Here is a 25,202-nt window from a genome sequence, read left to right as displayed (position 1 = left end):
ACGGATCGACAGCGCGTGATCCGCTTGGATGGGAGATTAGACTCCGCTCATTGTGCGTCCAGGCTATGCATTGAAGCCAATCGTTCCGCGTGTGTGTGTGCCGATCAGACCTCAGTCTGCGGAGTCCGGTACATTTTCCAGAACTTCCAGCAACACTGCGTCGGTCTGTACCCCTTCCGCTTGAGCTTCAAAATTCAACAGCACGCGGTGCCGCATCGTTGGCAGGAAAACGCGACGGATGTCTTCAAAGCTGACATTGAAACGACCGGCCAGCAGCGCGCGAACTTTAGAAGCCAGCGCCAGGGTCTGGGCGCCCCGTGGACTACTGCCCCAACGGATGTACTTGTTGGTGGCATCGACCGAATAAGGCCCATCGGGGTGCGTGGCCAGTGTTAATCGCACCAAGTAATCTTGGATCGGAGGCGACAAGACCACTTGTTTGGCAAGTGTTTGCATGGCCAGGATCTGGTCGCCATCGATGACCTTTTCGATGTCGATCTTGTCACCGCGCGTGGTGCGTTCAACAATCGTGTTTAAGTCTTCGCGATTGCTATAGCCCACGACCAGCTTGAAAAGGAAGCGGTCAAGCTGAGCTTCGGGCAGCGGGTAGGTGCCTTCTTGTTCGATCGGGTTCTGGGTGGCCAAGACAAAGAACGGCTTCTTCAGCGTGTAACGATGACCGGCCGCGGTGACCGTGCCCTCTTGCATCGTTTCCAGCATGGCGGATTGAGTCTTGGGCGTTGCCCGGTTGATTTCGTCCGCCAGCAAAATCTGTGTGAACACTGGCCCCTTTTGGAATTCAAAGTGTCGCCGACCTTCTTCGGATTCAACAATCATGTTGGTTCCCAGAATGTCCGCCGGCATCAGGTCGGGCGTGAACTGAACGCGATTGAAATCCAGGTGCAAGACTTCGCTCAGCGTGCGTACCAGCATGGTTTTTCCCAAGCCAGGGACGCCTTCTAGCAAGCAGTGGCCGCCGCACAACATGGCTGTCAAAACACCGTGAACGATTTCATCATGGCCGACAATCATGCGGCCAATCATTTCACGCACTTTTTCGTACTGGGCGCGAAACTCTTCTGCTTGTTGCTCGGTGTTTGCTGCTGTGGTGGTCATTCGATGCCTGGACTTGATGTGATCCACGCCTTGTCAGCAATGCAGACAAGGGCACGGGATGGAGAAGCTGGAGGTTGCTGAACGCGTTGATTCGGTTGGACGAAGCCATGCCTCAGTCGATCCATTCAACTGGCAAGCATGCGCGAACTGCAGCCAGGTCAGTTTAATCGATTTCCCGAGGAGAGTGGATCAGCGGAAGCGTTTCGCTTCGCTCGGAATCCAATTTTTCAAGATTTCGCCATGCCAATGGAGCCATTCATCCGGCCGGATCGAATGCCCAGTGGCCAACGGAACAACCCCAACGCTAGCGATCGAATTGACGGTTCCAGCCGCCGTTGACCTCCAGTGTTTGCCCGGTGCAAAAGGTGTTCTCTGGATCGCTTAGCCAGCAGACAGCGCGCGCCACATCGGCCGGTTTTCCCCAGCGGTTCATCAGTGATTGTTGTTGAGCGCGATCATTCCAATAGGAGTCGGTGGTTTGGCCCCAAGAGGTTTGGATCCAACCCGGTGCCACGGTGTTGACGCGAACCTTCGGGGCGCACTGTTGAGCCAAACTGTTGGCAAAGGCCATGACGGCTGCTTTGACCGGGCCGAACATTTGTCCCGCTTCGCCTTCCATTCCCAGTGGCGCCTGATCCCAGCCCACAAAGGTAATGCTCGGTGGGGGACCCGATTCTGGACCGGCAAGCATTCTGTTGGCCACTTCACGGTTCAATTTGATGGTTGCCAGAACGTCGACTTCCATCAACTGTTTCAGTTTTCGCTCAAAGCTCCAGGATTTCGCCTCGCCGGTTAAAACATCGACACCGGCAAAGTTGATCCAGGTGTTGGGAACGCTTAGCCATTGCCAAGATTGGTCTAGCAACGTGTCGCAGGCGGCAGCATCGTTCAAGTCCGCCGAGAGTGTGAGTGCTTGGCCGCCCTGCTGGCGAATCTGATCGGCGGTTTGTTCAGCACCAGATTCGTTGTTGCGATAGTGAACCACAATCTTCACAGGAGCTTGATTGCGGTGACGATACGTCTTCGCCAAGGCAATGGCAGCGGCTTGCCCAATTCCTGAAGAAGCGCCCGTCACGACAGCTCGAATCATCGGCAACACCTTGTTGTGAATGAAAACTTTGCCAGCGGTGGCAAAGCCATGCTCAGCGGGAATGATCGCTGGCAATTTATGTCACGGCGGGGGAAGCTGCCACCGGGAGACGGGAAACAAATCTTCCCTGAATCCGATTGGCAACGCCCTGGGAATTCCGCACGGATTCTTTGCGCCGAAGCGTCCGACTGTGATTATCTGTCATTTGGATCCGCCGAGGGCCTGATCAGGCATCCTGGTGTCAGGCATCCGGGTGCGGCCCTTTGGATGTTTAGGAAATGGGCGTTTCGGGGGCGTAATTTCGTCACAGGGGGTGTGTGGGCCCGAGTGAGCAATGGGCTGGCAATTTCGTGCCGATTCCCCTTGTGAATGGAATAAGGTAGGTTGGAGTCCCGTTGGCAGGCGGATAGACGACTTCTATCCCCCCGGCAGAATGGTGTTTCTCGTCTGGCGGGTCTTCGCACCTTTGGGGACAATCTTGTGTAAATGAGTCGTGCCCTTGTCGTGATCTATGTTGGGGAGTTAATCTTTTAGGCGGCTTTGCCGATTTGCAAGGCAGCAAAACCGCTGTGGAGTGACTCCCCCCACACGGCAGGCCACTGGTTTCACGACGATCATTTAACAACTTTGATCACGCGGCAAACAACCGCCAGGAACTCGTTGTAACGAAACCCTTGGGGTAACTGATTTTGGCGACACCCTGAACGTGTTCGCAACGCGATGCCCCGTCGCCTCACCGAACCAAAATTCTTTTAGGAATTGATTGTTTATGTCGGATTCGAAAACGATAGCCCAAGAAGAAGTCAGTAAGAGCCTCGGCGAGGTCGTGCAGCGGAACGAAGTTGACATCGACTCATCGGAAACCAATGAGTGGTTGTCGTCATTGGAATATGTGCTGAAAAGCAAAGGTGCTGAGCGAGTCAGTTTTTTGCTAGACAAGTTGCGTGATCGCGCAGCAGAGCAGGGCGTCGAATCGGCAGCCGACACAGCGACTCCGTATCTGAACACGATTCCCGTCAACGACCAACCCGCTTATCCCGGTAACCGCGACCTCGAACGCCGCATCAAATCCATCATTCGTTGGAACGCGATGGCGATGGTCGTCGGTGGGAACGCTCGTGGCGGTGGTGTTGGCGGTCACATCAGTACGTTTGCCAGTAGTGCAACACTTTACGAAGTCGCCTTCAATCACTTTCTGCAAGGCCGTGGTGAAGACGGTTACAGCGGTGACTCGGTTTACTTCCAAGGTCATGCGTCGCCGGGGATGTACAGCCGGGCTTACGTGGAAGGCCGTTTAAGTGACGAGAAACTCACGAACTTTCGCCGTGAACTCGCTAGCGGTGGCGGACTGAGCAGCTACCCCCACCCGTGGCTGATGCCTGACTTCTGGGAATACCCAACGGTTTCGATGGGCCTGGGACCGATCATGGCGATCTACCAAGCTCGCTTTAACGAATACCTTCGTGACCGTGGGATCAAAGATACCAAGGGCCAAAAGGTGTGGGCATTCCTGGGTGATGGTGAATGCGACGAACCAGAGACACTGGGCGCGATCGGATTGGCATCGCGTGAAAAACTAGACAACTTGGTCTTCGTCATTAACTGCAACCTGCAGCGTCTGGACGGGCCTGTTCGCGGCAACGGCAAAATCATTCAGGAGTTGGAATCCATTTTCCGTGGTGCTGGCTGGAATGTCGTCAAAGTCATCTGGGGCAGCGACTGGGATGAACTGCTGCAACGCGACACCACCGGCTTGTTGGCCAAGCGAATGGGCGAAGTGGTCGATGGACAGTATCAGAAATACACCGGGATGCCAGGGAGCTACATTCGCGAGCACTTCTTTGGGAAATACCCCGAACTGCTGAAGCTGGTTGAAAACTACAGTGATGAAAAGCTGGTGCGAATGAACCGAGGTGGTCATGACCCCGAAAAGGTTTACGCGGCTTACAAGAAGGCCTACGACTTCCAAAACGGCAAACCAACCGTTGTTCTAGCCAAGACCATCAAGGGTTATGGACTGGGCGAGGCCGGTGAAGGCCGCAACGTTGCTCACAACCAAAAGAAGTTGAACGAAGCAGAGTTGTTGGAGTTCCGCTCTCGGTTTGGTATCCCAATCAGTGACGAAGAAGTCGGCAACACGCCGTTCTATCGTCCGCCAGAGAACAGCAACGAGATCAAGTACTTGAAGGAACGTCGTGAGGCGTTGGGCGGTTACATGCCCTCGCGTCCCACCGAAGCTCCGACCATGGAAGTGCCTTCCTTGGCTGACTTTGGCAAGTTGATCAAACGGATGGAAAACAAGAGCATCAGCACCACATTTGCTGTTGTTCAAACGTTGATCGCAATGTGCCGTGACAAGAAAATCGGCAAGTACGTGGTGCCAATCGTTCCTGACGAATCACGGACCTTCGGGATGGAGGGCATGTTCACTCAGTTCGGCATCTATGCCCACGCAGGACAACTGTACGAGCCCGTCGATTCAGCGATCATTCAGAAGTACAAAGAAGCCCAGGACGGTCAGATCCTTGAAGAAGGCATCACCGAAGCGGGGTCGATGGCTAGCTTCAATGCCGCAGGCACAGCGTACAGTTGCCACGGGATCAACATGATTCCGTTCTTCATTTACTACAGCATGTTCGGCTTCCAACGGATCGGTGACTTGATTTGGGCCGCTGCCGACATGCGTGCCAAAGGGTTCCTGATCGGTGGCACCGCTGGACGCACCACGCTGAACGGTGAAGGGCTGCAGCACCAAGACGGCCATAGCTTGGTCAATGCAATCGCATTCCCCACCGTGCGTGCTTATGACCCAGCGTTTGCCTACGAAGCTGTCGTGATCATTCAGGAAGGGCTGAAACGCATGTACACCGATGGTGAGACCTGCATTTATTACCTGATGAGTGAAAACGAAGAATACACTCACCCCGCAATGCCCGAAGGCTGTGAAGAAGGCATCGTCAAAGGGATGTACAAATTCAGCAGCCGCGAAGTCGATGGCGCCAAGGCACGTGTCCAACTGTTCGGCAGTGGTGCGATCCTCAACTCCGTCGTTGCCGCTCAAACCCTGCTGGCCGAAAAATACAACATCGCCAGTGATGTTTGGAGTGTGACCAGTTACACGCAATTGCGTCGTGAAGCGCAAAGCTGTGCCCGCTGGAACATGTTGCATCCAACGGAAACTCCACGTGTGAGTTACTTGGAAGAAACGCTCAGCGGCGTCGAAGGACCCTTCATTTCAGCCAGTGATTACATCTGTGCCTTGGGTGAACAATTGACACCGTGGATTCCTGGCGATTACTTCGTCCTGGGAACCGATGGCATGGGACGCAGCGAAACCCGTGAAAACCTCCGTCGCCACTTCGAAGTCGATGCCGAATCGGTCACCATCGCCACCCTGAGCCGACTTTGCAAAGCCGGTGTCGTGGACGCGAAGGAGGTTGCTCAGGCGATCAAAGACCTGGACTACGACGCCGAGAAGGTTGACCCCTACTACGCGTAACGCGGCCATGGCGATCTCTGTCCGATGGCAGATAGAACCCCGTCGTTGGAAACCAAACTTGAACAAACGGCGTTGGCTAGGGCAATGATTTCCTAACCAACAACGGCACCTGCGGAGCGGGTGCGATCAGCCGAATCCACCCAATTACTTGACACCGAAGAATCGATATGGCGACCGCAATTAACCTTCCCGACCTGGGCGATGGAATTGAGTCTGGCGATGTGCTTGAAATCTTTGTCTCGGTTGGCGATGTGATCGCCGCCGGCCAAGACATTGTCGAAATGGAAACCGATAAGGCGACTGTCCCCGTTCCCAGCGAAGTGGCGGGAAAGGTCGCCAAGATCGTTGTTGCCGAAGGCGATACCGTGCCAATCGGTGGCGCTCTGATTGAAGTGGAAGCTGCTGCCGGAGCACCGGCACCGGCCGAGCCAGCACCGGCACCGGCCGAGCCAGCACCCGTACCGGCCGAGCCAGCACCCGTACCGGTTGCTCAGTCAGCACCGGATCCCACTCCCACACCGGCACCGACTCCCGCACCCGAGCCTGCTGCGGTGGCTCCGGCTCCAGCTCCAATTGCTCCGACTCCAGCTCCAGTTGCTCCAGCTCCGGCTCCAGTTGCTCCGGCTCCAGCCGCACCAGCTCCCGCCGCACCTGCACCCGCTGCGGGCGGAGTGATTCCGGCCGGTCCAGCCGTTCGCCGGTTTGCTCGTGAAGTCGGCGTCGATCTCGGTCGTGTGCAAGGGACTGGCGAAGGTGGACGAATCACTCGTGAAGACATTTTGAGTGCCGTTCGTTCGGCCAGTCAGGCGCCAGCCAGTCCGGCACCGACTGCATCACCCACGATCACGCCAACCACTTCTGCGGCCAGCGCACCCAGCGATGGAGTTGAGCGGCCCGGGACACCGGCTGTCGATGATGTGGGTGCGGTACACGTTGAACGAATGAGTAAAATTCGTAAAACGATCAGCAAGCAAATGCATGCGAGTTGGTCGACCGTTCCCCGTGTGACAAACTTCGATGATGCCGACATCACGGAACTTGAGAAGCTTCGTCAGAGCAGCAAAGAAGACTACGCCGCACAAGGCTTGAAGCTGACGTCGATGCCGTTCTTAATTAAAGCGGTCGCCACGGCGTTAAAGCATCACCCGGCAATCAATGCAACGATCGACGAAGCCAACGAGCAACTGATCTACAAAGATTATGTCAACGTTGGTATCGCCGTCGACACCGAACGTGGTTTGGTCGTGCCTGTGTTGAAGGACGCCGATCGCATGAGTGTTCCAGAGACCACGCGGAACCTGGCCGACATGGCTGGCAAAGTTCGCAGCGGTCAGTTCGCTGTCAGTGATCTGCGTGGTGGCAGCTTTACAATCAGCAACTTGGGCGCCATCGGTGGCCAGTACTCGACCCCGATCGTCAACGTGCCTGAAGTGGCGATCTTGTTAGTCGGACGCAGCCGGAAACTGCCCGTCGTGATGCCCGATGACACCATTCAGCCTCGGTTGATGATGCCGCTGTCGCTTTCCTACGATCACCGTTTGGTTGACGGAGCCACTGCGGCGCGTTTCCTGAATGACGTGATCGGTTATCTGGAAGCACCCAGCCGTCTGCTGCTGGCATTCTAAAACGCTGATTCCAGCGATTCGCTGGCGTTTCTAAGCCGGATTCTCAGAGTCCGGCCGTCGGTGCTGGAACAACAGCCCTTGGCACCGCCTTCTAGGTGAACTTTTCGGGGGCATCGCGGGCCGCTTGCCTGGGCTTGTTCGGCAGCATCGTGTCAGCTGGGGCGAGCAACCGCCCAATATCCCCCTGGTTTTCGCCGGCCGTTCCCCCAGGGTTGCTCCGGATATGCCTGGAATTCGTGCTGAGGGCGCAAAATGCTCCAGAAACTGCCAGGAAAGCACGGTTCAGTCACTGGTATTTGGGAACGTCTGTTAGAATATGCCGTTCAAACGGACAGAGAGTCTCTTCTCAGAATTTCATTTGCCACTGCTTCTGGCCGGCAAACTAATCGAAATTCGGGACACATCTTGCCCACTGTATTTGCACCACCTTGCCCCCGTTCTTCACTCGGAGATCGTCGTAGATGACCACCCTGACAGGTCCATTGCCATTGTTCGGACGACAGCGTCCAGCCCGCTTTGTGTTTCAAGCCCTCTTGGTGGCACTTACCTTTGCCTTCTGCGCTAGCGGTCCCATCCATCACGTTTCGGCGCAAGATGACGCGGCCGGCGAGTTTGGCGGTGAAGACCCTGCCGATGACGTCCCTGCAGATGCTGGCGGCGGCGGTGAAGCAGCCGGCGATGGCGGCGGCGATGCGGGCGATGGCGAAGCAGAGGCTCCCAAGAGCGATGGCAACTTGTTGACAGACATGATCGCCGCGTTGGGAATCTCCTATTCGCTGGTGTTCCTGTTGATCTCGGTCACTTTGGTGAGCTTGTTGGTGATGAACCTGCTGGCGGCCCGACGTGACACCCTGTGTCCTCCGGAACTGATCGAAGCCTTCGAAGAAAAACTAAACAACAAAGAGTTCCAAGAAGCCTATGACATGGCTCGTACCGACGAATCCGTGCTCGGTCAGGTTCTCTCGGCTGGCTTGCCAAAGGTCTCCCAAAGCTACTCCAAGGCTCTCGAAGCGATGCAAGAGATCGGTGAAGAGGAGAGCATGAAGCTTGAGCACCGACTGAGCTACATGGCGTTGATCGGTAACTTGAGCCCCATGATCGGTCTGTTCGGGACTGTTCAGGGGATGATCGCGTCGTTCCAGGTGATCGCTCGTAGTACCAACACACCTAGCCCCGCTGAACTGGCGAAAGGGATTTCGACTGCGTTGTTCACAACGTTGGTTGGTCTGGCCATCGCGATTCCCGCGATTGCAGCCTACAACATTCTGCGCAACCGCGTTTCTCGCCTGCTGCTTGAAGTCGGCGTGCAGAGCGAAAACTTGATGAGTCGGTTTGAGGACGTCGAAGGCGGAGGCGCCGCGTAGTGAAAGTCAAATCAAAAAAGCCCGACCTAGCTGAAGGCGATTTGACTCCCATGATCGACATGACGTTTCAGTTGATCGCCTTTTTTATGGTGTTGATCAATTTCACGCAGACCGAATCAAACGATCGCGTGAAGCTGCCCAATAGCCAGTTGGTCAAGCCACCCAGCGAGCCGGAAGAGTTTCCGATCGTGTTGCATGTTGCCGCCGATGGGGAAATCATTCTCTCTGGCGACACCTACACCGTGGAAACACTGAGCACGGGGCTGCGTGGTGAAAAGTCCGTGATGGTCACTCGAGACGTCGAACTGCCCGACGTCAAAGTCATCATCCGAGGTCATAAAAATGTCGCCGCCGGACAGGTGCAGGACATCATCAAAGCCTGCCAGGATGAGAAGTTCGAAAAGTTCGCCCTGCGAGCCAAGGAGGATCGTTCATGAAAATCCGACGTGACGTAGAACAGGAAAAGAATGAACTGAACATGACCAGCATGATTGACATTGTCTTTCTGCTGCTGGTGTTCTTTGTCATGACGTTCAAAATCGTCGAAATGGAAGGCGATTTCAGCATCAACATGCCGCTGGCCGGTTCAGGTAGCTCAAGCGATGACCTGGAGTTGCCGCTCAAGTTGCGACTGCGAGCCGACGGAGAAGGCAAGCTGACGTCGATCAGTCTGGATTCCATCAACTTGGGAACAGATTACGACAAACTCCGTGGACAGATCATTGAGGTGATTCGCAATGACGGACCGGATAGCGACGTCAGTGAACGTAAGATTGAAGTCGATACTGATTACAACCTGCGATACGAGTACGTGATTCGAGCAATCACCGCCGTCAATGGTTACCGTGATGAAAACGATCAGGTCGTTCCGCTGATTTCAAACATCACCTTCGCCAAGCCTAGACGCTAGGCCTGCCGAGTTGATCAGACAAAATGAGGTGCTGGAGCAGTCTGGCACCTTTTTTGATGCGCCGCTGGTACGCTCGTTGTGAGCCGCTATGACTGGCAACTCCCGGCCAACCACTGCAACCCTGACGCCCCAACCCAGACAACTGAGCCAGTCGTTGGAGCGTCTTCTTAGTCCCTTGGGCATTCGAGTCGCTGACGGGCGCAAATCATCTTGTTCGCCGACCTTTGACTTGCCATGCGGCATTCCATTGGGGATACAATAGTGCTCTGCGGTTTTGTTCCTGCCTCACTTTCACGGATTTGCTCTGACCATGAAACGTCGCCCCTTTCTTGCCGGTTCTGGTGCTCTGCTGTGTGGTTCGGCGGGTATGGCCAAGGCGATCTCGCCGACTCACCAGGTGACCTTGCCCCAGGCACACCGAGGCACATTGGAAATCGACACACTGCTCCTGGACAGTTACCAAAAACTGCCCGAGAACGTTCGGCAGTTCTACTTCGATGCACGCAAAGTCTTTGAATCGGGGATTGACAAAACGTTTACTGATCCAGAGATCATCGCTGCGGCCAAACGGCACGGCATTGCCTTGATGGGCGGGCCTTTACTGGGACAAGTCACCGAGCAAAGTGTCGTGCTGTGGATGCGACCTGCCAGTGAACAGGCGATCTCCGTGATCTGCGGTGACCAGCAGGTGACCGCTAGCGAGGTGCGGGCTGGCCAGGTCTTGCGTCTTGAACTTGAGGGCTTGTCCGCCAACACGACGTATCAGTATGCCGTTCGGGTTGCAGAGCAAACGGTTGCCGAGGGCGAGTTTGTGACCGCGCCGAAGCCATCGAGTGATGAGACCTTTCGCATCACGTTTGGTTCCTGTTGCCACAAGATCGGTGTTCATAATCCCAATTTGTATCAAACGATCGTTTCAAGACGGCCACACGCGATGATGTTGCTGGGTGACATCGCCGTCGATGATCGCAACAACGAAGTCAACATGCATCGCTGTGACTATCAGTTGCGTGACGTGTCCAAGGCGTTCTCTCATTTGGCAGCTAATGTCCCACTTTATGCCTCCTGGGATGATCATGATTACTTCGACAATGATCTTAGTGGGATTCCTCGGCGATACAATCATCAAGATCGCCAACGCGTTCGTCAGGTCTGGCTAGAGAACTGGAACAACCCCGGTGGTCAACCCGGACAGGAAGGCATCTATTTCAGTTCCCGTGTTGGGCCCGTTGAAATCATCATGCTGGACACCCGATCCTGTCGGGACGGTGGACGTCGCAAGCAAGCCGGTTCTTACCTCGGCGACGATCAGATGAAGTGGTTGAAGGAGACGCTGCAGCGTTCGACGGCACCTTTCAAAGTGATCAGCAGTGGAACCATGTGGAGCGACTATGTCAGCAACGGCAAGGATTCCTGGGGCACCTGGGATCAAGAATCACGCGATGAGGTCTTTGATTGGATCGAAGATGAAAAGATCGGTGGCGTCCTGTTGGTCAGTGGCGATCGCCATGGAGCCAGAGGGTTTTGTCTTCCCAGGCCGTCTGGGTTCGAGTTCTACGAATTCGAGCCGGCGACGCTGGGCGGGGTTTCCGGTCCCGGTGGCATCGTCAAAAACTGTGATCAGCAGCTCTTTGGATACAGCGGCAAGGGCAGCGATGGCCAGCCCTTCGTTGCCTTTGGCGAATTCACATTTCAAATGGGCAAGCAACCGCAGGTCACCTTTCGCTTGATTTCACAGCATGCTCAGGTTTTAGAAGAGATCGAACTGCCTCTGGAAACGCTGACGCCTTAAAACGCTCGGCGTTTCTCGTGAAGCTTTCGTTGAATTTTTCTCCATTCTGTGTCTCTCAGGCAGACGCTGGGGCGTGTTGGCGGCGGCGCGGCCGAGGAAAAACCCGATGCGTTGGCGAATCGTTTGCGTTCATCTCGCTGAAATGCTGCCGTTTCTGCGAGATTCCTGATGGTTTGCGGTCTCTAGAGACCTGCCGACTCGGCAGTCGGAAAGACGTTCAATTCGAATTCTACCGCTGGTGGGTTTGCCCTCTGACCGATAGGATTTACAAATCAGGAAGCCACGGGGTTTTGGGAGCTTCCCAGGAGCGAGTTGACCGACAAGGAGGGTATGGAAGAGAACTGCCCAGATTCGGGCCGACCCATTTCATGGAATAGCGGACACCATGTCAGAGAGAATGGCGCGATTAGGTATCTTGGCGGGCGTTTTGCTGTGTGTTGACACAGCGATGGCTCTGATGGGATCGTACGAGAAAGCAGTTTGGTTGTTTTTGCCCATGATGATCGGCATTCCGATCATGTTTTTGGGTGTCGTCGGTTTGAATCCCCACCGCCGCCGCGTGGCGCTGACTGCAATGGCGTGCGTAGGAGTCCTGGGCTGCGTCCTGGGGGCAGTTGATTTGGCCGCAGTCTTCATGGATTGGCGGTCCTCAGGGGCTTTCAACCTGCACAACGCCCGTATCGTCGGCCTGATGGTGTTGATCTGCATGGTGGTCTCGGTCGCCTACCAGTACCGGGGCCTCTTGCGTCGCTTCGGTCGGATGCGAGGGCAAAGTCCCAACTGATTGGCCAAAGCCCGCGCAGAATCAGTCAATAAACAAAGCCGCATCCGGGACCGCATGTGAACCTGGCGGATTGACGGTTTGTCTTTTGCGTCGTATTCTTCTGCCATCTGGATGGCTAACCGGGAACGGCATAGTGACTGGTTTCCATCAAAACACCCCCACAGCTAATTTTTCATACAAAACCGTGTACTACCCAAGCGTAATTATTTGCCGCGTCGCTGGCCAAGTTTGCCAGAAATGACGCGGGGGAATGAACCAGCACCGTGTTCGGCAAGGCGTCGAATCCAGCGTGCGGGTTTTAGCACGGCAGTATTCGAATACACAATGCTTCACCCCCGTGGCAATTTGCCTGCGGGGGTTTTTTCGTTTAACACTGATACCAATGTCTAAGAAACCAATCTTTATTTACGACACGACTTTGCGAGACGGTTCGCAAGGCGAAGGGGTTAGTTTTTCGCTGAACGACAAGCTGCAAATCGCACTGCGTTTGGCAGAGACAGGCATCGACTTCATTGAAGGCGGGTACCCGTTAAGCAACGAAAAGGACGAAGCGTTCTTCAAACAGATTCGCGAGCACGATTTGGGCGGCAGCCAGATTTGCGCTTTCGGCATGACCCGTCGACGCAGCATGAAAGCCCAGGACGATCCGGGCATGAAAGCACTGGTCGCGGCGAAATCCCCAGGCATCACGGTCGTCGGGAAGACTTGGGATTTTCACGCCACCGAAGTGCTGGGAGTCTCGTTGGAAGAGAACCTGGCAATGATCGGCGAGAGCGTTGAGTTTCTGGCCGAAAACGCACACGTCATCTACGACGCCGAACACTTCTTTGATGGCTTTCGCGCCAACCCCGAGTACGCCATCAAGACACTGCGTGCGGCGGCCGCCGGTGGCGCCAAAGTGATGGCGCTTTGCGACACCAATGGTGGGTCGCTGCCCGAGCAGATCGCTGCTATCACCACCAAGGCGATGGAAGGGTTGCAAGACTATCCTGGTGTCTCGTTCGGCATTCACTGTCACAATGATGGTGAGCTGGCGGTCGCAAACTCTTTGGCCGCAGTCGACGTGGGGGTCACTCAGGTCCAGGGCACCATCAATGGCATCGGTGAACGCTGTGGCAACGCAGATCTGATCAGTGTGATCGGCAACCTGGGGCTCAAGAAGGAAGGTTACAGTGTCCTGGGTGGCGAGGGGCTGTCCCATTTAACAGAGCTGAGCCGGTTCGTTTATGAAACCGCCAACCTGCAATGGCGCAACGGTCAAGCCTTCGTCGGGCAAAGCGCGTTTGCACACAAAGGCGGCATGCACGTTCATGCGATCAACAAGGCCAGTAAAACCTACGAGCACATCGATCCTTCGCTGGTGGGCAACGAGCGAAGAATCTTGGTCAGTGAACTCTCCGGTCGCAGCAACATCATCGCGGTCGCTGATAAGCACAGTATCCAAGATGACAAAGAGGTGCAGTCCAAAATTTTGGCCGAAGTGGTGCGACTGGAAAACCAAGGGTTCCAATTTGAGAATGCCGGCGGCTCGTTTGATCTGTTGATCAAACGCGTCGTTGGTTCTTTCACGCCACACTTCAGCCCGCTGAAATACCGAGTGGTTGCTGGTGAAACCAGTGCGGATGAACGTGATGTGTACTCTGAGGCGATTCTCAAGATTCGCATCGGCGACCAAGATGTCTTCAATGCAGCCGAAGGGCACGGTCCGGTGAACGCTCTGGACACGGCCTTGCGAGAAGTCTTGTTGCCGTTTTATCCACAGCTGCGTGACATGCACTTGGTGGATTACAAAGTCCGCGTGGTTGATAACGGGGCCGGAACAGCGGCCGGGACACGCGTCAACATTGAGTCGGGCGACAAAGAAGAGACCTGGGGCACCATCGGTGTCAGTGACAACATTATTGAAGCCAGCTTTCAAGCACTGCTGGATTCCGTTGAATACAAATTGCATAAAGACAACGTTACACCTGCGACTTGATCATGATTCCAAATCGATTTGAACACGCCCAAGCCGCCAGCGAAATCAATCAACGCTGGGACGAAGCAGGCTGCAGTCACGCTGAAATCGACAAAAGCAAGCAGCCCTATACGATTGTGATTCCGCCGCCCAACGTGACCGGTGCGTTGCACTTGGGGCACGGTTTGAACAACACGCTGCAAGATATCATGATCCGCACCAAACGCATGCAAGGGTATTCGGCCCTGTGGATGCCCGGGACGGACCATGCTGGCATTGCGACTCAGGCTGTGGTTGAACGGCGCCTCAAGGAGCAGGAAAACCTGTCCCGTCACGATATCGGGCGCGAGGCACTTGTCGAACGCATCTGGTCGTGGAAGGATCAGTACGAAGCCCGTATTCTTGGCCAGCTCAAACGAATGGGCTGCAGCTGCGATTGGCGACGCACTCGGTTTACGTTGGATCCTCAATGTGCCGCAGCTGTTCGGGCGACGTTCTTTGATCTGTTCCAAAAGCATCTGATTTATCGCGGCAAACGGCTGGTCAATTGGGACACCTTCTTGCAGACCGCAGTCAGCAATGACGAAGTGGAGAACGTGACCAAGAAGGGACACTTCTATCACTTTCGCTATCCAGTGATCGAGCCACAGCCGGGTGAACCCGAGTTCGTCGAAATCGCCACCACGCGTCCAGAAACCATGCTGGGCGATACGGCGGTTGCTGTTCATCCGGACCCGGAAGCCGCGCTGCGCAAGATCGAAACCGAACTGCTGGAAAAGCTTGAATCGGTGACCGGTAAGGAAGCCGACGACTTGCGAGACCAATTGGATGCGATCAACAGTCGTCAGCGTGAAATGCTTGGCAATCTGAAGGTGCTGCGCAATATGGCGTTGGACGGGCGGCAATTGATGTTGCCGCTCGCGGAGCGGCCGATTCCGTTGGTGACCGACGAATGGGCCAAGCCAGAACTTGGCAGCGGTTGTGTGAAGCTCACGCCAGCTCACGATCCGAATGACTATGAAGTTGGCATTCGGCAATCGTTGCCCATGATCAATATCCTGAATGCCGACGGCACGCTGAACAGCGTCGTGCCCGCGTACGAGGGACTAACGATTCCAAAGGCTCGCAAGCAGGTCGTAAATGACTTGGACGAAGCCGGTCTGCTAGGCGAGATTGAAGATCGCGACATCGAAATGCCGCTGTCTGATCGCAGTAAGACCGCCATCGAGCCCTATCTGGCCGATCAGTGGTTCGTCAAAATGGCCGACTTGTCGCAGTCCGCGATGGATGCAGTGTCCAGTGACGAAGTCCAGATCTTTCCGCCACGCTATCGGAAAGGCTACCTTGATTGGCTTGGTGAGAAACGCGATTGGCCCGTCAGTCGTCAACTGTGGTGGGGCCACCGAATTCCGATTTGGTCGGCACGTTTTGACAGCCAAACCGAAGCCCAATCGGTGGCCGACGCGTCTCGGCAACTGGGCACCGAAAGCCAACTTGCGGTGACGCTTCAGGAAGAGCCAGCGGAGATTCAAGGCGGACCGTCTTCCTATAGCGTGTTTGTGTGTCTGCGCGACGAAGATTCTCCCTTGGAGCCCAAGGTGGAAGCACTGGGCTTGGTGCGTGATGACGATGTATTAGATACATGGTTCTCCTCCGCGCTATGGCCGTCCAGCACACTCGGCTGGCCTCAACAGACCGAGGACTTGGAGTACTTCTATCCGACGTCGACGCTTTGCACCTCACGTGACATCATCACCTTGTGGGTCGCTCGCATGGTGCTGATGGGGTTGAACAACCTGGGCCAAGTTCCCTTTAGTCATGTCTACATTCACCCCACGATCTTGGATGGCAACGGGGAACGGATGAGCAAGAGCAAGGGCAATGGCGTGGATCCGATCGACGTGATCGACAAATTTGGTCCAGATGCCTTGCGTTTTGGTTTGGCAAGAATCGCTACCGACACGCAAGACGTTCGTCTGCCGGTGCAGTACGAATGTCCACACTGCGAAAAGCTGATCGAGCAGACCAAGAAAAACCGGACCGTCGCAACCGTGCCCTGTCCTGCGTGCGGAGAAACCTTTAGCACGCAGTGGGCCGAATCCGAAGCCGAAAAAGCCTTCCCGAAATCCGCTGTCGTCAGTGAAAAATTTGAAGACAGCCGCAACTTTGTCAACAAGCTTTGGAACGCGTCCCGGTTCGTCTTGATGAACTTGGAAGGCTATCAAGCACAGCCGATCGACGTGCCCTCATTGCCCGTCGAGGATCGCTGGTTGCTCAGTCGGTTGGCAACGGTGACCAAAGAAGTCACCGAGGGCATCGAGCAGTTTAAGTTCGCTGAAGTTGGGCGGATGCTGTACGACTTTGCGTGGAATGAGTTCTGCAGTTTCTATGTGGAAATCGCCAAGCCGCGTTTGTCGGACCCTGAACAACGACAGCAAACCCAGAACGTCATCGCGTACGGTCTCGATACGCTCTTGCGATTGTTGCATCCCATCATGCCCTTCGTGACCGAGTCCGTGTGGAGCTATCTCGGTGAGCTTGCTGATCAGCGTGGCTTACAGCCACAGGCCGCGAGTGAGTTTTTGATGCTGGCTGACTGGCCCAGTTATCATGCCGAGCACTACGATCCCACGATTGAGCGACAGTTTGCCGAATTCCAGCAAGTCGTCGGTGCGTTTCGCAGTATCCGCGCCAGCCAGAATATCCCGCCCAAGGAAATTGTTCCCGCGACGATCCGATGTACTCAGAGCAGTCAAGCGCTGTTGCAGCCCATGCTGGCTTACTTCAAAGCCCTGGCGGGCGCTGATGTACAGGAGATCGGAGAACAGGCGGCCGCCTTTGAAACCGATGCGCCGTTGACGATCCCGGCCATCGATATCGAAGTGCACGTTGATCTGGAAAAGTTCATTGATGTCGAAGCCGAACTCAAACGCCTTGAGAAGTTACAGACAACGATCAGCCGTCAAATCACTGGCAAGGAAAACAAACTTGCCAATGAGAACTTTGTTTCCCGTGCACCCGCTGACGTGGTGCAAGGTGAGCGCGCGGCGCTTGAGGACTTAGTCAAACGACGCTCTACCATTGAAATCGATATCAAGCGTTTGAAGGAGAAGGCGTCATTAAACTAGACCACGATCCCAAATTCGAAAAAGGGCAATCCGAGCGGCATCAGTTCGTTCGGCATACCATTCAGGTTGCGCTCAAGGATCGCAAACTTCGGAAACGGGGACACGTTTGTGCGGAAGCTATCTGCCGCGTCTTGCTGGAACTGGCGGTCGACCACTTTGCTGAAGCCGGTAAAGATGAGTTGATTGACTGGAAGATGGGGACCAGCGAGGATCTGGGACAGTTGATTTATGAGCTGGTCGAAGAGGGCTCCTTGGTGGCATCTGATTCGGATCAGCAAAGCGATTTTCAGGGTTGGTACGACCTCGCAGTCGATCCGGCTCAGTGGCAGTTGAAGTGGTAGTGCCGTGTGGTGCGTGCTTGCACGCTCCAACGCCCCGGAAATCACCCGACGAAGCCCGTGCAATTCACCGCCTCCAACGGTGCCCTCTGCGGGTGCTCCGCCATTGGTTCGTGGAAACTCCGTCTCATCTGTGCCCGGTGTCGGCAGCGGGAATTCGATTGGGTTAGAATTGGTGCGCACATGCCCCGCCTCTCCCTTGCTTTCCCCAAATGCTTGAAATGAAAAGACTCTCTTTTGTTCTCCTAGCGGTTTTGGTTGCCGTGACGCTTTGCATCCCCAAGGCAGCGAACGCTACCGAGTTAGCCAAACAGCCCAACATCATGGTGTTTTTGATTGATGATATGGGCGTGATGGATACATCGTTGCCGTTCTTGACTGACGCTGATGGCCAGCCCAAGCGTTATCCGTTGAACGATTACTATCACACTCCGGGGATGGAGCGACTGGCACAGCAGGGGATTCGGTTTAACCAGTTTTATGCGATGAGCGTTTGCTCGCCGACTCGGATTAGCATCATGACGGGGCAGAATGCTGCTCGTCACCGCGCGACGAACTGGATCAATCCTGCCAACGATAACCGTGGCAAGTACGGAGCCAGTGAGTGGAATTGGATGGGCCTTAAGAAAGGCGATGTGACCTTGCCCGGAGTCCTACGCGAACAGGGTTACCAGACCATTCATGTTGGTAAGGGGCATTTCGGTCCCACCAAAAGCGAAGGCGCTGATCCAGCGAACTTGGGCTTCGATGTCAATGTGGCCGGCGCAGCCTTCGGTGCACCTGGCAGTTACTTCGGCGAGAAGCACTACGGCGGAGCTTCGCGGCGAAAACATCATGCCGTTCCCGGACTGGAAGCCTATCACGACACACCGACTTTTCTAACCGAAGCGTTGACGTTGGAGGCCAAGAAGGTCGTGAGCGAAACCGTGGAAACTGGCAAGCCGTTTTACTTGTACTTCGCTCATTACGCCGTGCATGCTCCGTTTGATTCCGATCCGCGCTTTGCCGATCGTTACAAGGATTCCGGTAAGCCTGCCAACGCTCAGGCGTTTGCGACTCTGATTGAGGGGATGGACAAGAGCCTCAATGACATGCTGGATCATTTGGACAAGATTGGCGAAGCTGAAAACACACTGGTCCTGTTTCTTGGTGACAACGGCAGCGATGCCCCGCTGGGAAATCAGCACACCGTTGCTTGTGCAGCGCCCTTGCGTGGCAAAAAGGGAGCTCATTACGAAGGCGGAATGCGCGTTCCCTTCATCGCCGCTTGGGCCAAACGCAATGATGACAACCCGTTGCAAAAGCAGTTGCAGATTCCTGCGAATGTCATTCAAGACCAGGTCGCGTCGGTTTGCGATTTGTTTCCCACCATCGCGCAGGTTACCGGCACCAAGATGCCAGCCGGTCACGTCATCGATGGCAAGCCTCTCCAGACTTTGTTAACCGGTCAAGCCGATAGCAGTCGTGATGAGCAATTCTTGATGCACTATCCTCACGGCGTCCATCGCAGCAACTATTACACGGTTTGGCGAAACGGGGATTGGAAAGCGATTTATCACGCCCTGCCGAGTGAAAAGTCCACCGGGGGCAGCATTCAATCGACCAGCCACTATCAGCTGTTTCACTTGAAAGACGACCCGTTCGAATCCAATGACTTGGCCAAGAAGCAGCCTGAAGTGCTCAAGCGGATGATTGGCGAGATGGCCGAGCAGTTGAAGGCTCACCAGGCGGTCTACCCAGTAGACGCCGCCGGCAAGGAACTGCCACCTGTGTTGCCTGAATAAGGCTGGCTATGAGAAGCTGACCCGCACCGTGGTTGGGCCGCCGGATGCTGATTCGACGGTCAATCGGTAGCCCACCAGTGCGGCGCGACCCTTCATCGAGCGGATGCCGAAGTGTCCGCTGGGAACACTCGCAGGATCAAAGCCGTCACCGTCGTCAACGATCACTAAATGATCGTGATGACAGCGCACCGCAATGCAGCTTGCGTTGCCATGCCGAAGAGCGTTGCGTATCGCTTCGATGATGATCCGGTACGTGGCCGCGGCTTGATCGCGATCCCACGAGGAGTCGCAGACCGGGCTGTCCTCGGCAAAGTGCCAAATCAATTCGCACTGTGATTCGCAAATGCGTTCGGCTGCGTCTTTGATCGCCGCGACAAAGGGCCAACGCTCTAACTCGGGCGGATAGATTTGCGTCAACATCTGGCGACCGTACTGCAACGCGTCGCGCAAGAAGTCTTGAGCGTGCCGGATCTGGGTCGCTGCTTTCGCGTCCGCCTGAGCGATGGCGTCAACATTCAGAGACGAGAGATTTGCCGAAGCCGCAAAGATCAGCGGCAGGAGAGCGTCATGAATTTCATGGCCGATCTGACTGCGTTCCAGATCAATCATGCGGTTGACATCTAGGCCTGACGCTTCAGGCTCACAGGGCTGGTAGGAGCTCCGCTCGGGGCCTGCTTTGTAGGAGCTCCGCTCGGGGTCTGCCTGATTCGCTCTCGGGGAGCTTTCCTCGGGCAGAGCGTCGCCGTCCATTCCAGCGCCGTTCATCTCAACCGAACCAGCCTTTCTTGTTGAAGCTCTTCACGGCTGCTGCTTCGTCGGTCTGGATGTCAAACATCTTGTTCAGATTGGTGATCCGAAACACTTCCATCATGTTTGGCGAGATGTCCGAGAACTTCAGCGTCACGCCGGCACCCTTGCAAGCTTTGTGAAGTTGCAGGAGCTTCGTCACCATGGGTGAGGACATGAAGGAGACACCGCGAAAGGAGCAGAGCAACTTTTTGTCGGTTGCCTGCGCGATGACCTTCTGAAGCTCGTCTCCGATCTGCTCGATTCGTTGACTGTCTAGGATTTTGGTGTCGGTAAATCCAACCACCAAAATTTCGCCGATTTTTTCCGCAGTGATCGCCGACATGAACGCTCAGTAGATTTAGGAATAGAGAGATGGGGAAACGATGGTGTTGCTGCAAGCTCGCAAGGACAGTCCCCTTGAACAGGCAAAGGGACTCTCACCGCCAGAATTTGGATTCACCAGACGGTGAATCGCTGGTGGGTTCGTTGCCATAATTTTAGCAAGTTTTGCGTGGCCATGTTGACGCTTGACGCGACTTGTCGGCAGGATTTGTGTCAAAAACGCTGGATTGAGCCGGCTAGAAAAAATGGCGCGGCCTTACGGTTTAGAAAGGCCCGTGTTGGCGGGGCTGACCACATCCGGGTGGCATCGAAATGAAAACCCTTCGGCACATGCGGGCTGGTCCGCGCTGCGCCACATGCTGGCGAATCCGCCCTGGCAATGCTAGCCCTAGGGGTGCTGATAGACCGCCGTCGCCTGAACCTCGACCACCTTTAAGTCGGGGTTGAACGTCGCTTTGCCTTCAACCAGAACAGCGTCACCTTTCTTGACGCCCAGGGCCGTTCTGGGGTCGCCACTGCGGACGGTGCCTGAGGAGTCGGTGAAGTTGACGATCACTTTTGGGGCTCGAGCCACAGACATCGCGCAAAAGGGGCAGTTGTCCGCGTGGTCGGGGTCACCGTCAGCGTGTGAAGCGTCCGGCATCTGACTCATCATGAACGTCATCTGCCCCGGTTGGAAGACCTCTGCATCCGCACCGCTGTCGATGCGTCCAGAGACCAGCACGACCTCAGGAAGCGACTCCGAATCCTTGACTTCGGTCGCATTCAAGACCGACAGGTCTGATTCGGGCGCGGCGGGCAAGGAGACGGTGCTGGCAGGAACGGCTGATTTCGTTTCGCCTTGGCAGCCGGTCAGAAACAGCGCCAATGCGAGCGTCGCGAGTGAAAGACCAGAAGTTTTCATCACATCACCTGTGTTATGACTGTCGATCAAGAAACGATTCATCATGAATGTGAAAACGGTCGGCCATCAAACGAGGACCGACCGATTGCAGGTTCACTCGATGGCGCGGCTTTATTCAGCGGCTGGGCCATCCTTCTTATCGGAGCTTTCTGCCAGTTTCTTCAGTTCGGCGAAGGCTTCCTCGGCGGGCTGCTTGGCTTTGTCCCAGGCCGCTTGGATGTCTTCCATGGGTTTGCCGTCATGAGCCAGGGAGTGGAGTTCGTCGAAGGCTTCGCGGAATTTGTCCAAGGCATCCTTGGTGGCTTCGCCTTCAGCTTCGGCCAGTTTGTCGCTCATCTCGTATCCACCATGAATGACCGCTGCCATGTGGTGAATCACGTCGTCGGCCAGCTTGCCATCTTTGGCAGCGATGGCGTCGCCGAGTTGGGTTTTCATGGACTCCAGTTCTGGGAGTGCTTCGGCCAGCGTTGCATACTCGTGCGTATGTTCTGCGTGCCCTTCCTCTTGGTGGCCTTCTTGCTCGGTGGAGCCTGATTTGTCAGCGTCCGTTGGGCCGCCATTCTTGCAACCGGGCATGCCTGTCAAGCAAACTGCCACAGCGAGCGTGCAGACAGCGGTAAGGAAACGTCGAGTCATGGGTTGGGTCTCCGTGGAAGGACGCTGGTGTCCGGAGTGAGTGGGTTCGGTGGGGCGGCGGTATTGGCCGTCGGTGGCAATGAACGTCCGTGCCATTGATCACCTGAACGCCCTGACGCTGGGCCGTTCCGTCCGGCGGGCATTCGGCTGACGTCAATGTGTACGTCGGGCAAACGCAATGGTTCGGCGCCATGCACGTGCATCGCGTGAAGTTCGGCAAAAACAAGGGCAGACCGTCAATCGCCTGCCGTCATGCAGGCTATCGATTGCGATTGTTGCGGCGTCGATCGGATTCCTTGAGCAGGATTTTTCTTAGCCGAATGCTCTCGGGGGTGACTTCGACCAATTCATCGTCCTCGATGTATTCCAGGGCCGCTTCGAGTGACATTTGGCGTGGCGGTTTGAGGATCACGTTTTCATCGCTGCCCGAAGCACGCATGTTGGTCAGCTTCTTTTCTCGACAGGGGTTCACGTTCATGTCGTTGTCGCGCGCGTTCTCGCCGACCAGCATGCCTTCGTAAACGTCGGTGCCCGGAGCGACAAACAGATCGCTGCGATCTTGTAAGCCAAACAAGGCAAAGGGCATAACCTTGCCGGCAACCATTGAAATCAGCACACCATTGCCACGGCCGGGGACATCCGGCTCGACCGGGCGGTATTCGGCAAAGCGATGGTGAATGACTGCCGTGCCTCGTGTCGCATTCAGCAGTCGGGTTCGCAATCCGATCAAGCCACGTGAGGGAATGATGAACTGCAGCAAGCTGTACTCGCCCCGCTGTGTCATTTCTAGCAAGCTGCCGCGACGCAGTCCAACGAGCTCCATGACAGGGCCCATCGATTCGGTGGGCACTTCAACTCGCAAGCCTTCAAAAGGCTCGTGGGGTTTGCCGTCGATGTCACGATTGATCACGCGCGGCTTGCCGATGCTAAGCTCATAGCCTTCGCGACGCATGGTTTCAATCAGAACTGCCAAGTGCAGGATCCCACGGCCCTTGACGGCATACGATTCGGTGCCAGGAATGGTTTCAACACGCAACGCAACATTGCGTTCCAGTTCTTTTTCCAGGCGGCCTTTGATTTGTCGCGTCGTGACATACTTGCCTTCGCGGCCAGCAAACGGAGACGAGTTGACGGCAAACACCATTTCCAGCGTTGGCTCGTCAACCGAGGGCCGTTCAAAGGCGTTGTTCGCCGCGACCAAGGAGACAGTGTCCCCGATTTCGACGTTCTCTAAGCCTTCCAGGGCAATGATGTCTCCGGCCTTGGCATGTTCTGCCGGGGCGCGTCCCAGTTTGTCAAACATGTACAGGCCCGAGATCTTCTGTTTGACAGGGCCATCTTTCTGATGCAACTCAATCGTTTGACCGGCACTGATGTCGCCGGATTGAATCCGTCCCACAGCGATTCGGCCAACGTACTCGCTCCAGTCCAATGTCGTGACCAGCATACGCAAGGGCGCGTCGGTGTCCACGACCGGTCCGGGCAGATGGTCGACCAAGAGGTCCATCAGTGGACGCATGTCTTCGCCAGGCGAATCGGGGTCAGTGGTCGCGTACCCAGATTTGCCACTGGTGAACACATACGCCACTTCGTCCAGTTGATCTTCACCACCAAGTTCCGCCAGCAGCTCCAACGCCTCGTCCAAGGCTTCATGGGAGCGAGCGTCGGGGCGATCAATTTTGTTGACCACGATGATGGGTTTGACGCCCGCAGCAAGCGCTTTTTCCAACACGTAACGCGTTTGTGGCATCGGACCTTCAGCCGCATCGACCAACACCAAACAACCGTCAGCCATGGTCAACACACGCTCAACTTCACCGCCAAAGTCCGCGTGACCCGGGGTGTCAATCAAGTTGATCTTGGTGTCGCGATAAGGGATCGCAATGTTCTTGGCCAGAATCGTGATCCCACGCTCTCGCTCCAAGTCATTCGAATCCAGAATGCAGTCGCCCTGCAATTCGGTGTCGCGGAATTGACCGCTTTGACGCAGCAGGCAATCAACCATTGTGGTTTTGCCATGGTCGACGTGAGCAATGATGACAACGTTGCGGATGTCGTTGCGACGTTCAGTTTCAGTAGTGATGCTCACGGGACTTGATTCTTCATAGCGTGTTACGGTGGTGACCAAGAAAAACTCGGACGTTGAGATGCGTCAAAGCCTAGCGAACTCGCACGTTTTTGTGCAGTGCGACTGGCGGGTTAGGAACGATTAAGAAATGGACTCGTTTCGCTGTGGAACCTGTGTGTTAGGCCTTTCGGTCGCCGCCTGGACCGCCACGCGAGTTGAGCATCATTCCCCGCTTACCTCCGCCTGGACCAGAGTCCGATTCGCTGTTGACTGAATCGGGTTTCAGTGACCGGACCGATGACTGACTTAACGAAGGCTTGCAGGCGTCGATTGTCACCGTGAAAGACCTAGCAGGTCCAGCAAGACTGTCGTCCGGGTTGTGCCGACGCTCGCTCGTTGGTGACCGATCGCAGTCAGGTAACCATCTCGATCTGTCGTTCAGGCGAGTCACCGAAAGCTGGCCTCAGTCGCTCGATGACGGCGGCACTTTTCACGGCGTTACGATTCCTAGATCTTGCATCGTCGGGCGCAGCATCTGGTAGGTTCCCATTGACCCTTTCGTCGTAACGCGAGGTTTGAATGGAAAGTCCGCATTCGGACGATGACTGGCCTGGAACATGGCGAGCCACTAACGGTGGTTTACAGGGGCTCCGTTTTCCCTAGTCGAGAATGATTGGATAGGATTTGCCGTAGTCTGCCGCCTGCCGTTGCCAGTTTGGGTCTGCTATGTAATATTTCCCTGCGAAACGTTGTGAGCAGTTCGCGATGCCCGCGGAAAGTTTTCGGCTGATGGAGCACCAAACCCGACCGCGGGCTTGTTGTCCGCCTTGCCTTGTGAAAAAATTCACAAAGTAGAGCCGGTTTGTTGTGGCGTCGTGTGGTTGTTGGGTGTTGCCCAATGGGCTGGTTTACAGTTGTATTGTTGTGGCTTGGTGTCGGGGGATCGGTCGAAAATTTCGCCGTCGATCCCGTCCGCTGCGACCAGCATGGCCAATGATTTGATGTTCACGACGCGACAGCGAAAGCCGCCGTGGCCGCCTGCTCGCTGGGCCGTGCCAGGTGCTTGCAAAGCCAGG

General features: G+C 55.6%; 18 protein-coding genes. 10 read left to right on the top strand and 8 right to left on the bottom strand.

Translation table 11 applies throughout. From position 1 onward, the window contains the following. Window positions 1-111 precede the first annotated feature (111 nt). Both SV7mr_RS13165 and SV7mr_RS13160 read right to left on the bottom strand, forming a co-directional pair. A complete protein-coding gene (locus SV7mr_RS13165; protein ID WP_145272761.1) occupies window positions 112-1,116 on the bottom strand; it encodes an AAA family ATPase in 1,005 nt (334 codons plus the stop codon). A 304-nt stretch (window positions 1,117-1,420) separates the two neighbouring features. Beyond that, window positions 1,421-2,206 (bottom strand): SDR family NAD(P)-dependent oxidoreductase, encoded by a 786-nt coding sequence (locus SV7mr_RS13160; RefSeq protein WP_145272758.1) that lies wholly within the window; start codon window positions 2,204-2,206, stop codon window positions 1,421-1,423. Between the two features lie 769 nt (window positions 2,207-2,975). Between SV7mr_RS13160 and aceE the strand changes: the two genes are divergently transcribed. From aceE to SV7mr_RS13115, 9 genes are all read left to right on the top strand, one after another. Continuing rightward, a complete protein-coding gene (gene aceE / locus SV7mr_RS13155) occupies window positions 2,976-5,705 on the top strand; it encodes a pyruvate dehydrogenase (acetyl-transferring), homodimeric type (RefSeq protein ID WP_145272755.1) in 2,730 nt (909 codons plus the stop codon). 167 nt (window positions 5,706-5,872) lie between these two features. Then, window positions 5,873-7,330 carry a 2-oxo acid dehydrogenase subunit E2 gene (locus SV7mr_RS13150; RefSeq protein ID WP_145272752.1) on the top strand — a complete coding sequence of 486 codons (1,458 nt, stop codon included), beginning with the start codon at window positions 5,873-5,875 and terminating at the stop codon, window positions 7,328-7,330. 461 nt (window positions 7,331-7,791) lie between these two features. Next, window positions 7,792-8,694, top strand: a complete 903-nt coding sequence (locus SV7mr_RS13145) for a MotA/TolQ/ExbB proton channel family protein (RefSeq protein ID WP_145272749.1) — start codon at window positions 7,792-7,794, stop codon at window positions 8,692-8,694. Further along, complete coding sequence (locus SV7mr_RS13140) at window positions 8,694-9,131, top strand: ExbD/TolR family protein (protein WP_145272746.1); 438 nt, start codon at window positions 8,694-8,696, stop codon at window positions 9,129-9,131. The genes SV7mr_RS13145 and SV7mr_RS13140 overlap by 1 nt, the downstream gene beginning before the upstream one ends. Further along, entirely contained in the window at window positions 9,128-9,604 is a 477-nt protein-coding gene (locus SV7mr_RS13135; RefSeq protein WP_145272743.1) for an ExbD/TolR family protein, read from the top strand. The genes SV7mr_RS13140 and SV7mr_RS13135 overlap by 4 nt, the downstream gene beginning before the upstream one ends. Window positions 9,605-9,914: 310 nt before the next feature. Beyond that, window positions 9,915-11,396: an alkaline phosphatase D family protein gene (locus SV7mr_RS13130; RefSeq protein WP_419187342.1), complete on the top strand. Its 1,482-nt coding sequence runs from the start codon at window positions 9,915-9,917 to the stop codon at window positions 11,394-11,396. 385 nt (window positions 11,397-11,781) lie between these two features. Next, complete coding sequence (locus tag SV7mr_RS13125; RefSeq protein ID WP_145272740.1) at window positions 11,782-12,180, top strand: hypothetical protein; 399 nt, start codon at window positions 11,782-11,784, stop codon at window positions 12,178-12,180. Between the two features lie 382 nt (window positions 12,181-12,562). After that, window positions 12,563-14,158 (top strand): citramalate synthase, encoded by a 1,596-nt coding sequence (cimA, locus tag SV7mr_RS13120; protein ID WP_145272737.1) that lies wholly within the window; start codon window positions 12,563-12,565, stop codon window positions 14,156-14,158. Between the two features lie 2 nt (window positions 14,159-14,160). Further along, complete coding sequence (locus SV7mr_RS13115; protein ID WP_145272733.1) at window positions 14,161-17,265, top strand: valine--tRNA ligase; 3,105 nt, start codon at window positions 14,161-14,163, stop codon at window positions 17,263-17,265. On the opposite strand, the gene SV7mr_RS13110 is transcribed toward SV7mr_RS13115, so the two are convergent. Continuing rightward, window positions 17,262-17,786: a hypothetical protein gene (locus tag SV7mr_RS13110; protein WP_145272730.1), complete on the bottom strand. Its 525-nt coding sequence runs from the start codon at window positions 17,784-17,786 to the stop codon at window positions 17,262-17,264. The two genes, SV7mr_RS13115 and SV7mr_RS13110, sit on opposite strands and share 4 nt — an antisense overlap. 38 nt (window positions 17,787-17,824) lie before the next feature. Between SV7mr_RS13110 and SV7mr_RS13105 the strand changes: the two genes are divergently transcribed. Next, the gene (locus SV7mr_RS13105; protein WP_145272727.1) at window positions 17,825-19,387 is read left to right on the top strand and encodes a sulfatase-like hydrolase/transferase; all 1,563 of its coding nucleotides are present in this window, start codon (window positions 17,825-17,827) and stop codon (window positions 19,385-19,387) included. A gap of 6 nt (window positions 19,388-19,393) precedes the next feature. On the opposite strand, the gene SV7mr_RS13100 is transcribed toward SV7mr_RS13105, so the two are convergent. The 5 genes from SV7mr_RS13100 to typA all read right to left on the bottom strand — a co-directional run bounded on the left by SV7mr_RS13100 (window position 19,394) and on the right by typA (window position 24,147). Continuing rightward, window positions 19,394-20,152, bottom strand: coding sequence for a sensor histidine kinase (locus SV7mr_RS13100; RefSeq protein ID WP_145272724.1), 759 nt, complete (start codon window positions 20,150-20,152; stop codon window positions 19,394-19,396). A 1-nt stretch (window position 20,153) separates the two neighbouring features. Further along, window positions 20,154-20,519, bottom strand: a complete 366-nt coding sequence (locus SV7mr_RS13095) for an STAS domain-containing protein (RefSeq protein ID WP_145272721.1) — start codon at window positions 20,517-20,519, stop codon at window positions 20,154-20,156. Between the two features lie 387 nt (window positions 20,520-20,906). Continuing rightward, window positions 20,907-21,422, bottom strand: coding sequence for a hypothetical protein (locus tag SV7mr_RS13090; protein ID WP_145272718.1), 516 nt, complete (start codon window positions 21,420-21,422; stop codon window positions 20,907-20,909). A gap of 111 nt (window positions 21,423-21,533) precedes the next feature. Next, window positions 21,534-22,058 carry a hypothetical protein gene (locus tag SV7mr_RS13085; protein WP_419187341.1) on the bottom strand — a complete coding sequence of 175 codons (525 nt, stop codon included), beginning with the start codon at window positions 22,056-22,058 and terminating at the stop codon, window positions 21,534-21,536. A 259-nt stretch (window positions 22,059-22,317) separates the two neighbouring features. Further along, on the bottom strand, window positions 22,318-24,147 hold the full coding sequence (gene typA / locus SV7mr_RS13080) for a translational GTPase TypA (protein WP_145272712.1): 1,830 nt from the start codon (window positions 24,145-24,147) through the stop codon (window positions 22,318-22,320). Window positions 24,148-25,202: the final 1,055 nt, after the last annotated feature.

The organism is Stieleria bergensis, from assembly GCA_007745635.1.
GTDB classification, from domain to species: Bacteria; Planctomycetota; Planctomycetia; order Pirellulales; family Pirellulaceae; genus Stieleria; species Stieleria bergensis.
The sequence above is the reverse complement of the archived record's forward strand: the minus strand, read 5'-3'. Positions and strand labels throughout refer to the sequence as shown.

Coding starts and splice junctions, on each gene's coding strand:
- SV7mr_RS13145 (WP_145272749.1), top strand. CDS start 7,792: ATGACCACCCTGACAGGTCCATTGCCATTGTTCGGACGACAGCGTCCA.
- aceE (WP_145272755.1), top strand. CDS start 2,976: ATGTCGGATTCGAAAACGATAGCCCAAGAAGAAGTCAGTAAGAGCCTC.
- SV7mr_RS13150 (WP_145272752.1), top strand. CDS start 5,873: ATGGCGACCGCAATTAACCTTCCCGACCTGGGCGATGGAATTGAGTCT.
- SV7mr_RS13135 (WP_145272743.1), top strand. CDS start 9,128: ATGAAAATCCGACGTGACGTAGAACAGGAAAAGAATGAACTGAACATG.
- SV7mr_RS13100 (WP_145272724.1), bottom strand. CDS start 20,152: ATGAACGGCGCTGGAATGGACGGCGACGCTCTGCCCGAGGAAAGCTCC.
- SV7mr_RS13095 (WP_145272721.1), bottom strand. CDS start 20,519: ATGTCGGCGATCACTGCGGAAAAAATCGGCGAAATTTTGGTGGTTGGA.
- SV7mr_RS13165 (WP_145272761.1), bottom strand. CDS start 1,116: ATGACCACCACAGCAGCAAACACCGAGCAACAAGCAGAAGAGTTTCGC.
- SV7mr_RS13160 (WP_145272758.1), bottom strand. CDS start 2,206: ATGATTCGAGCTGTCGTGACGGGCGCTTCTTCAGGAATTGGGCAAGCC.
- SV7mr_RS13090 (WP_145272718.1), bottom strand. CDS start 21,422: ATGAAAACTTCTGGTCTTTCACTCGCGACGCTCGCATTGGCGCTGTTT.
- SV7mr_RS13130 (WP_419187342.1), top strand. CDS start 9,915: ATGAAACGTCGCCCCTTTCTTGCCGGTTCTGGTGCTCTGCTGTGTGGT.
- cimA (WP_145272737.1), top strand. CDS start 12,563: ATGTCTAAGAAACCAATCTTTATTTACGACACGACTTTGCGAGACGGT.
- SV7mr_RS13115 (WP_145272733.1), top strand. CDS start 14,161: ATGATTCCAAATCGATTTGAACACGCCCAAGCCGCCAGCGAAATCAAT.
- SV7mr_RS13085 (WP_419187341.1), bottom strand. CDS start 22,058: ATGACTCGACGTTTCCTTACCGCTGTCTGCACGCTCGCTGTGGCAGTT.
- SV7mr_RS13125 (WP_145272740.1), top strand. CDS start 11,782: ATGTCAGAGAGAATGGCGCGATTAGGTATCTTGGCGGGCGTTTTGCTG.
- SV7mr_RS13105 (WP_145272727.1), top strand. CDS start 17,825: ATGAAAAGACTCTCTTTTGTTCTCCTAGCGGTTTTGGTTGCCGTGACG.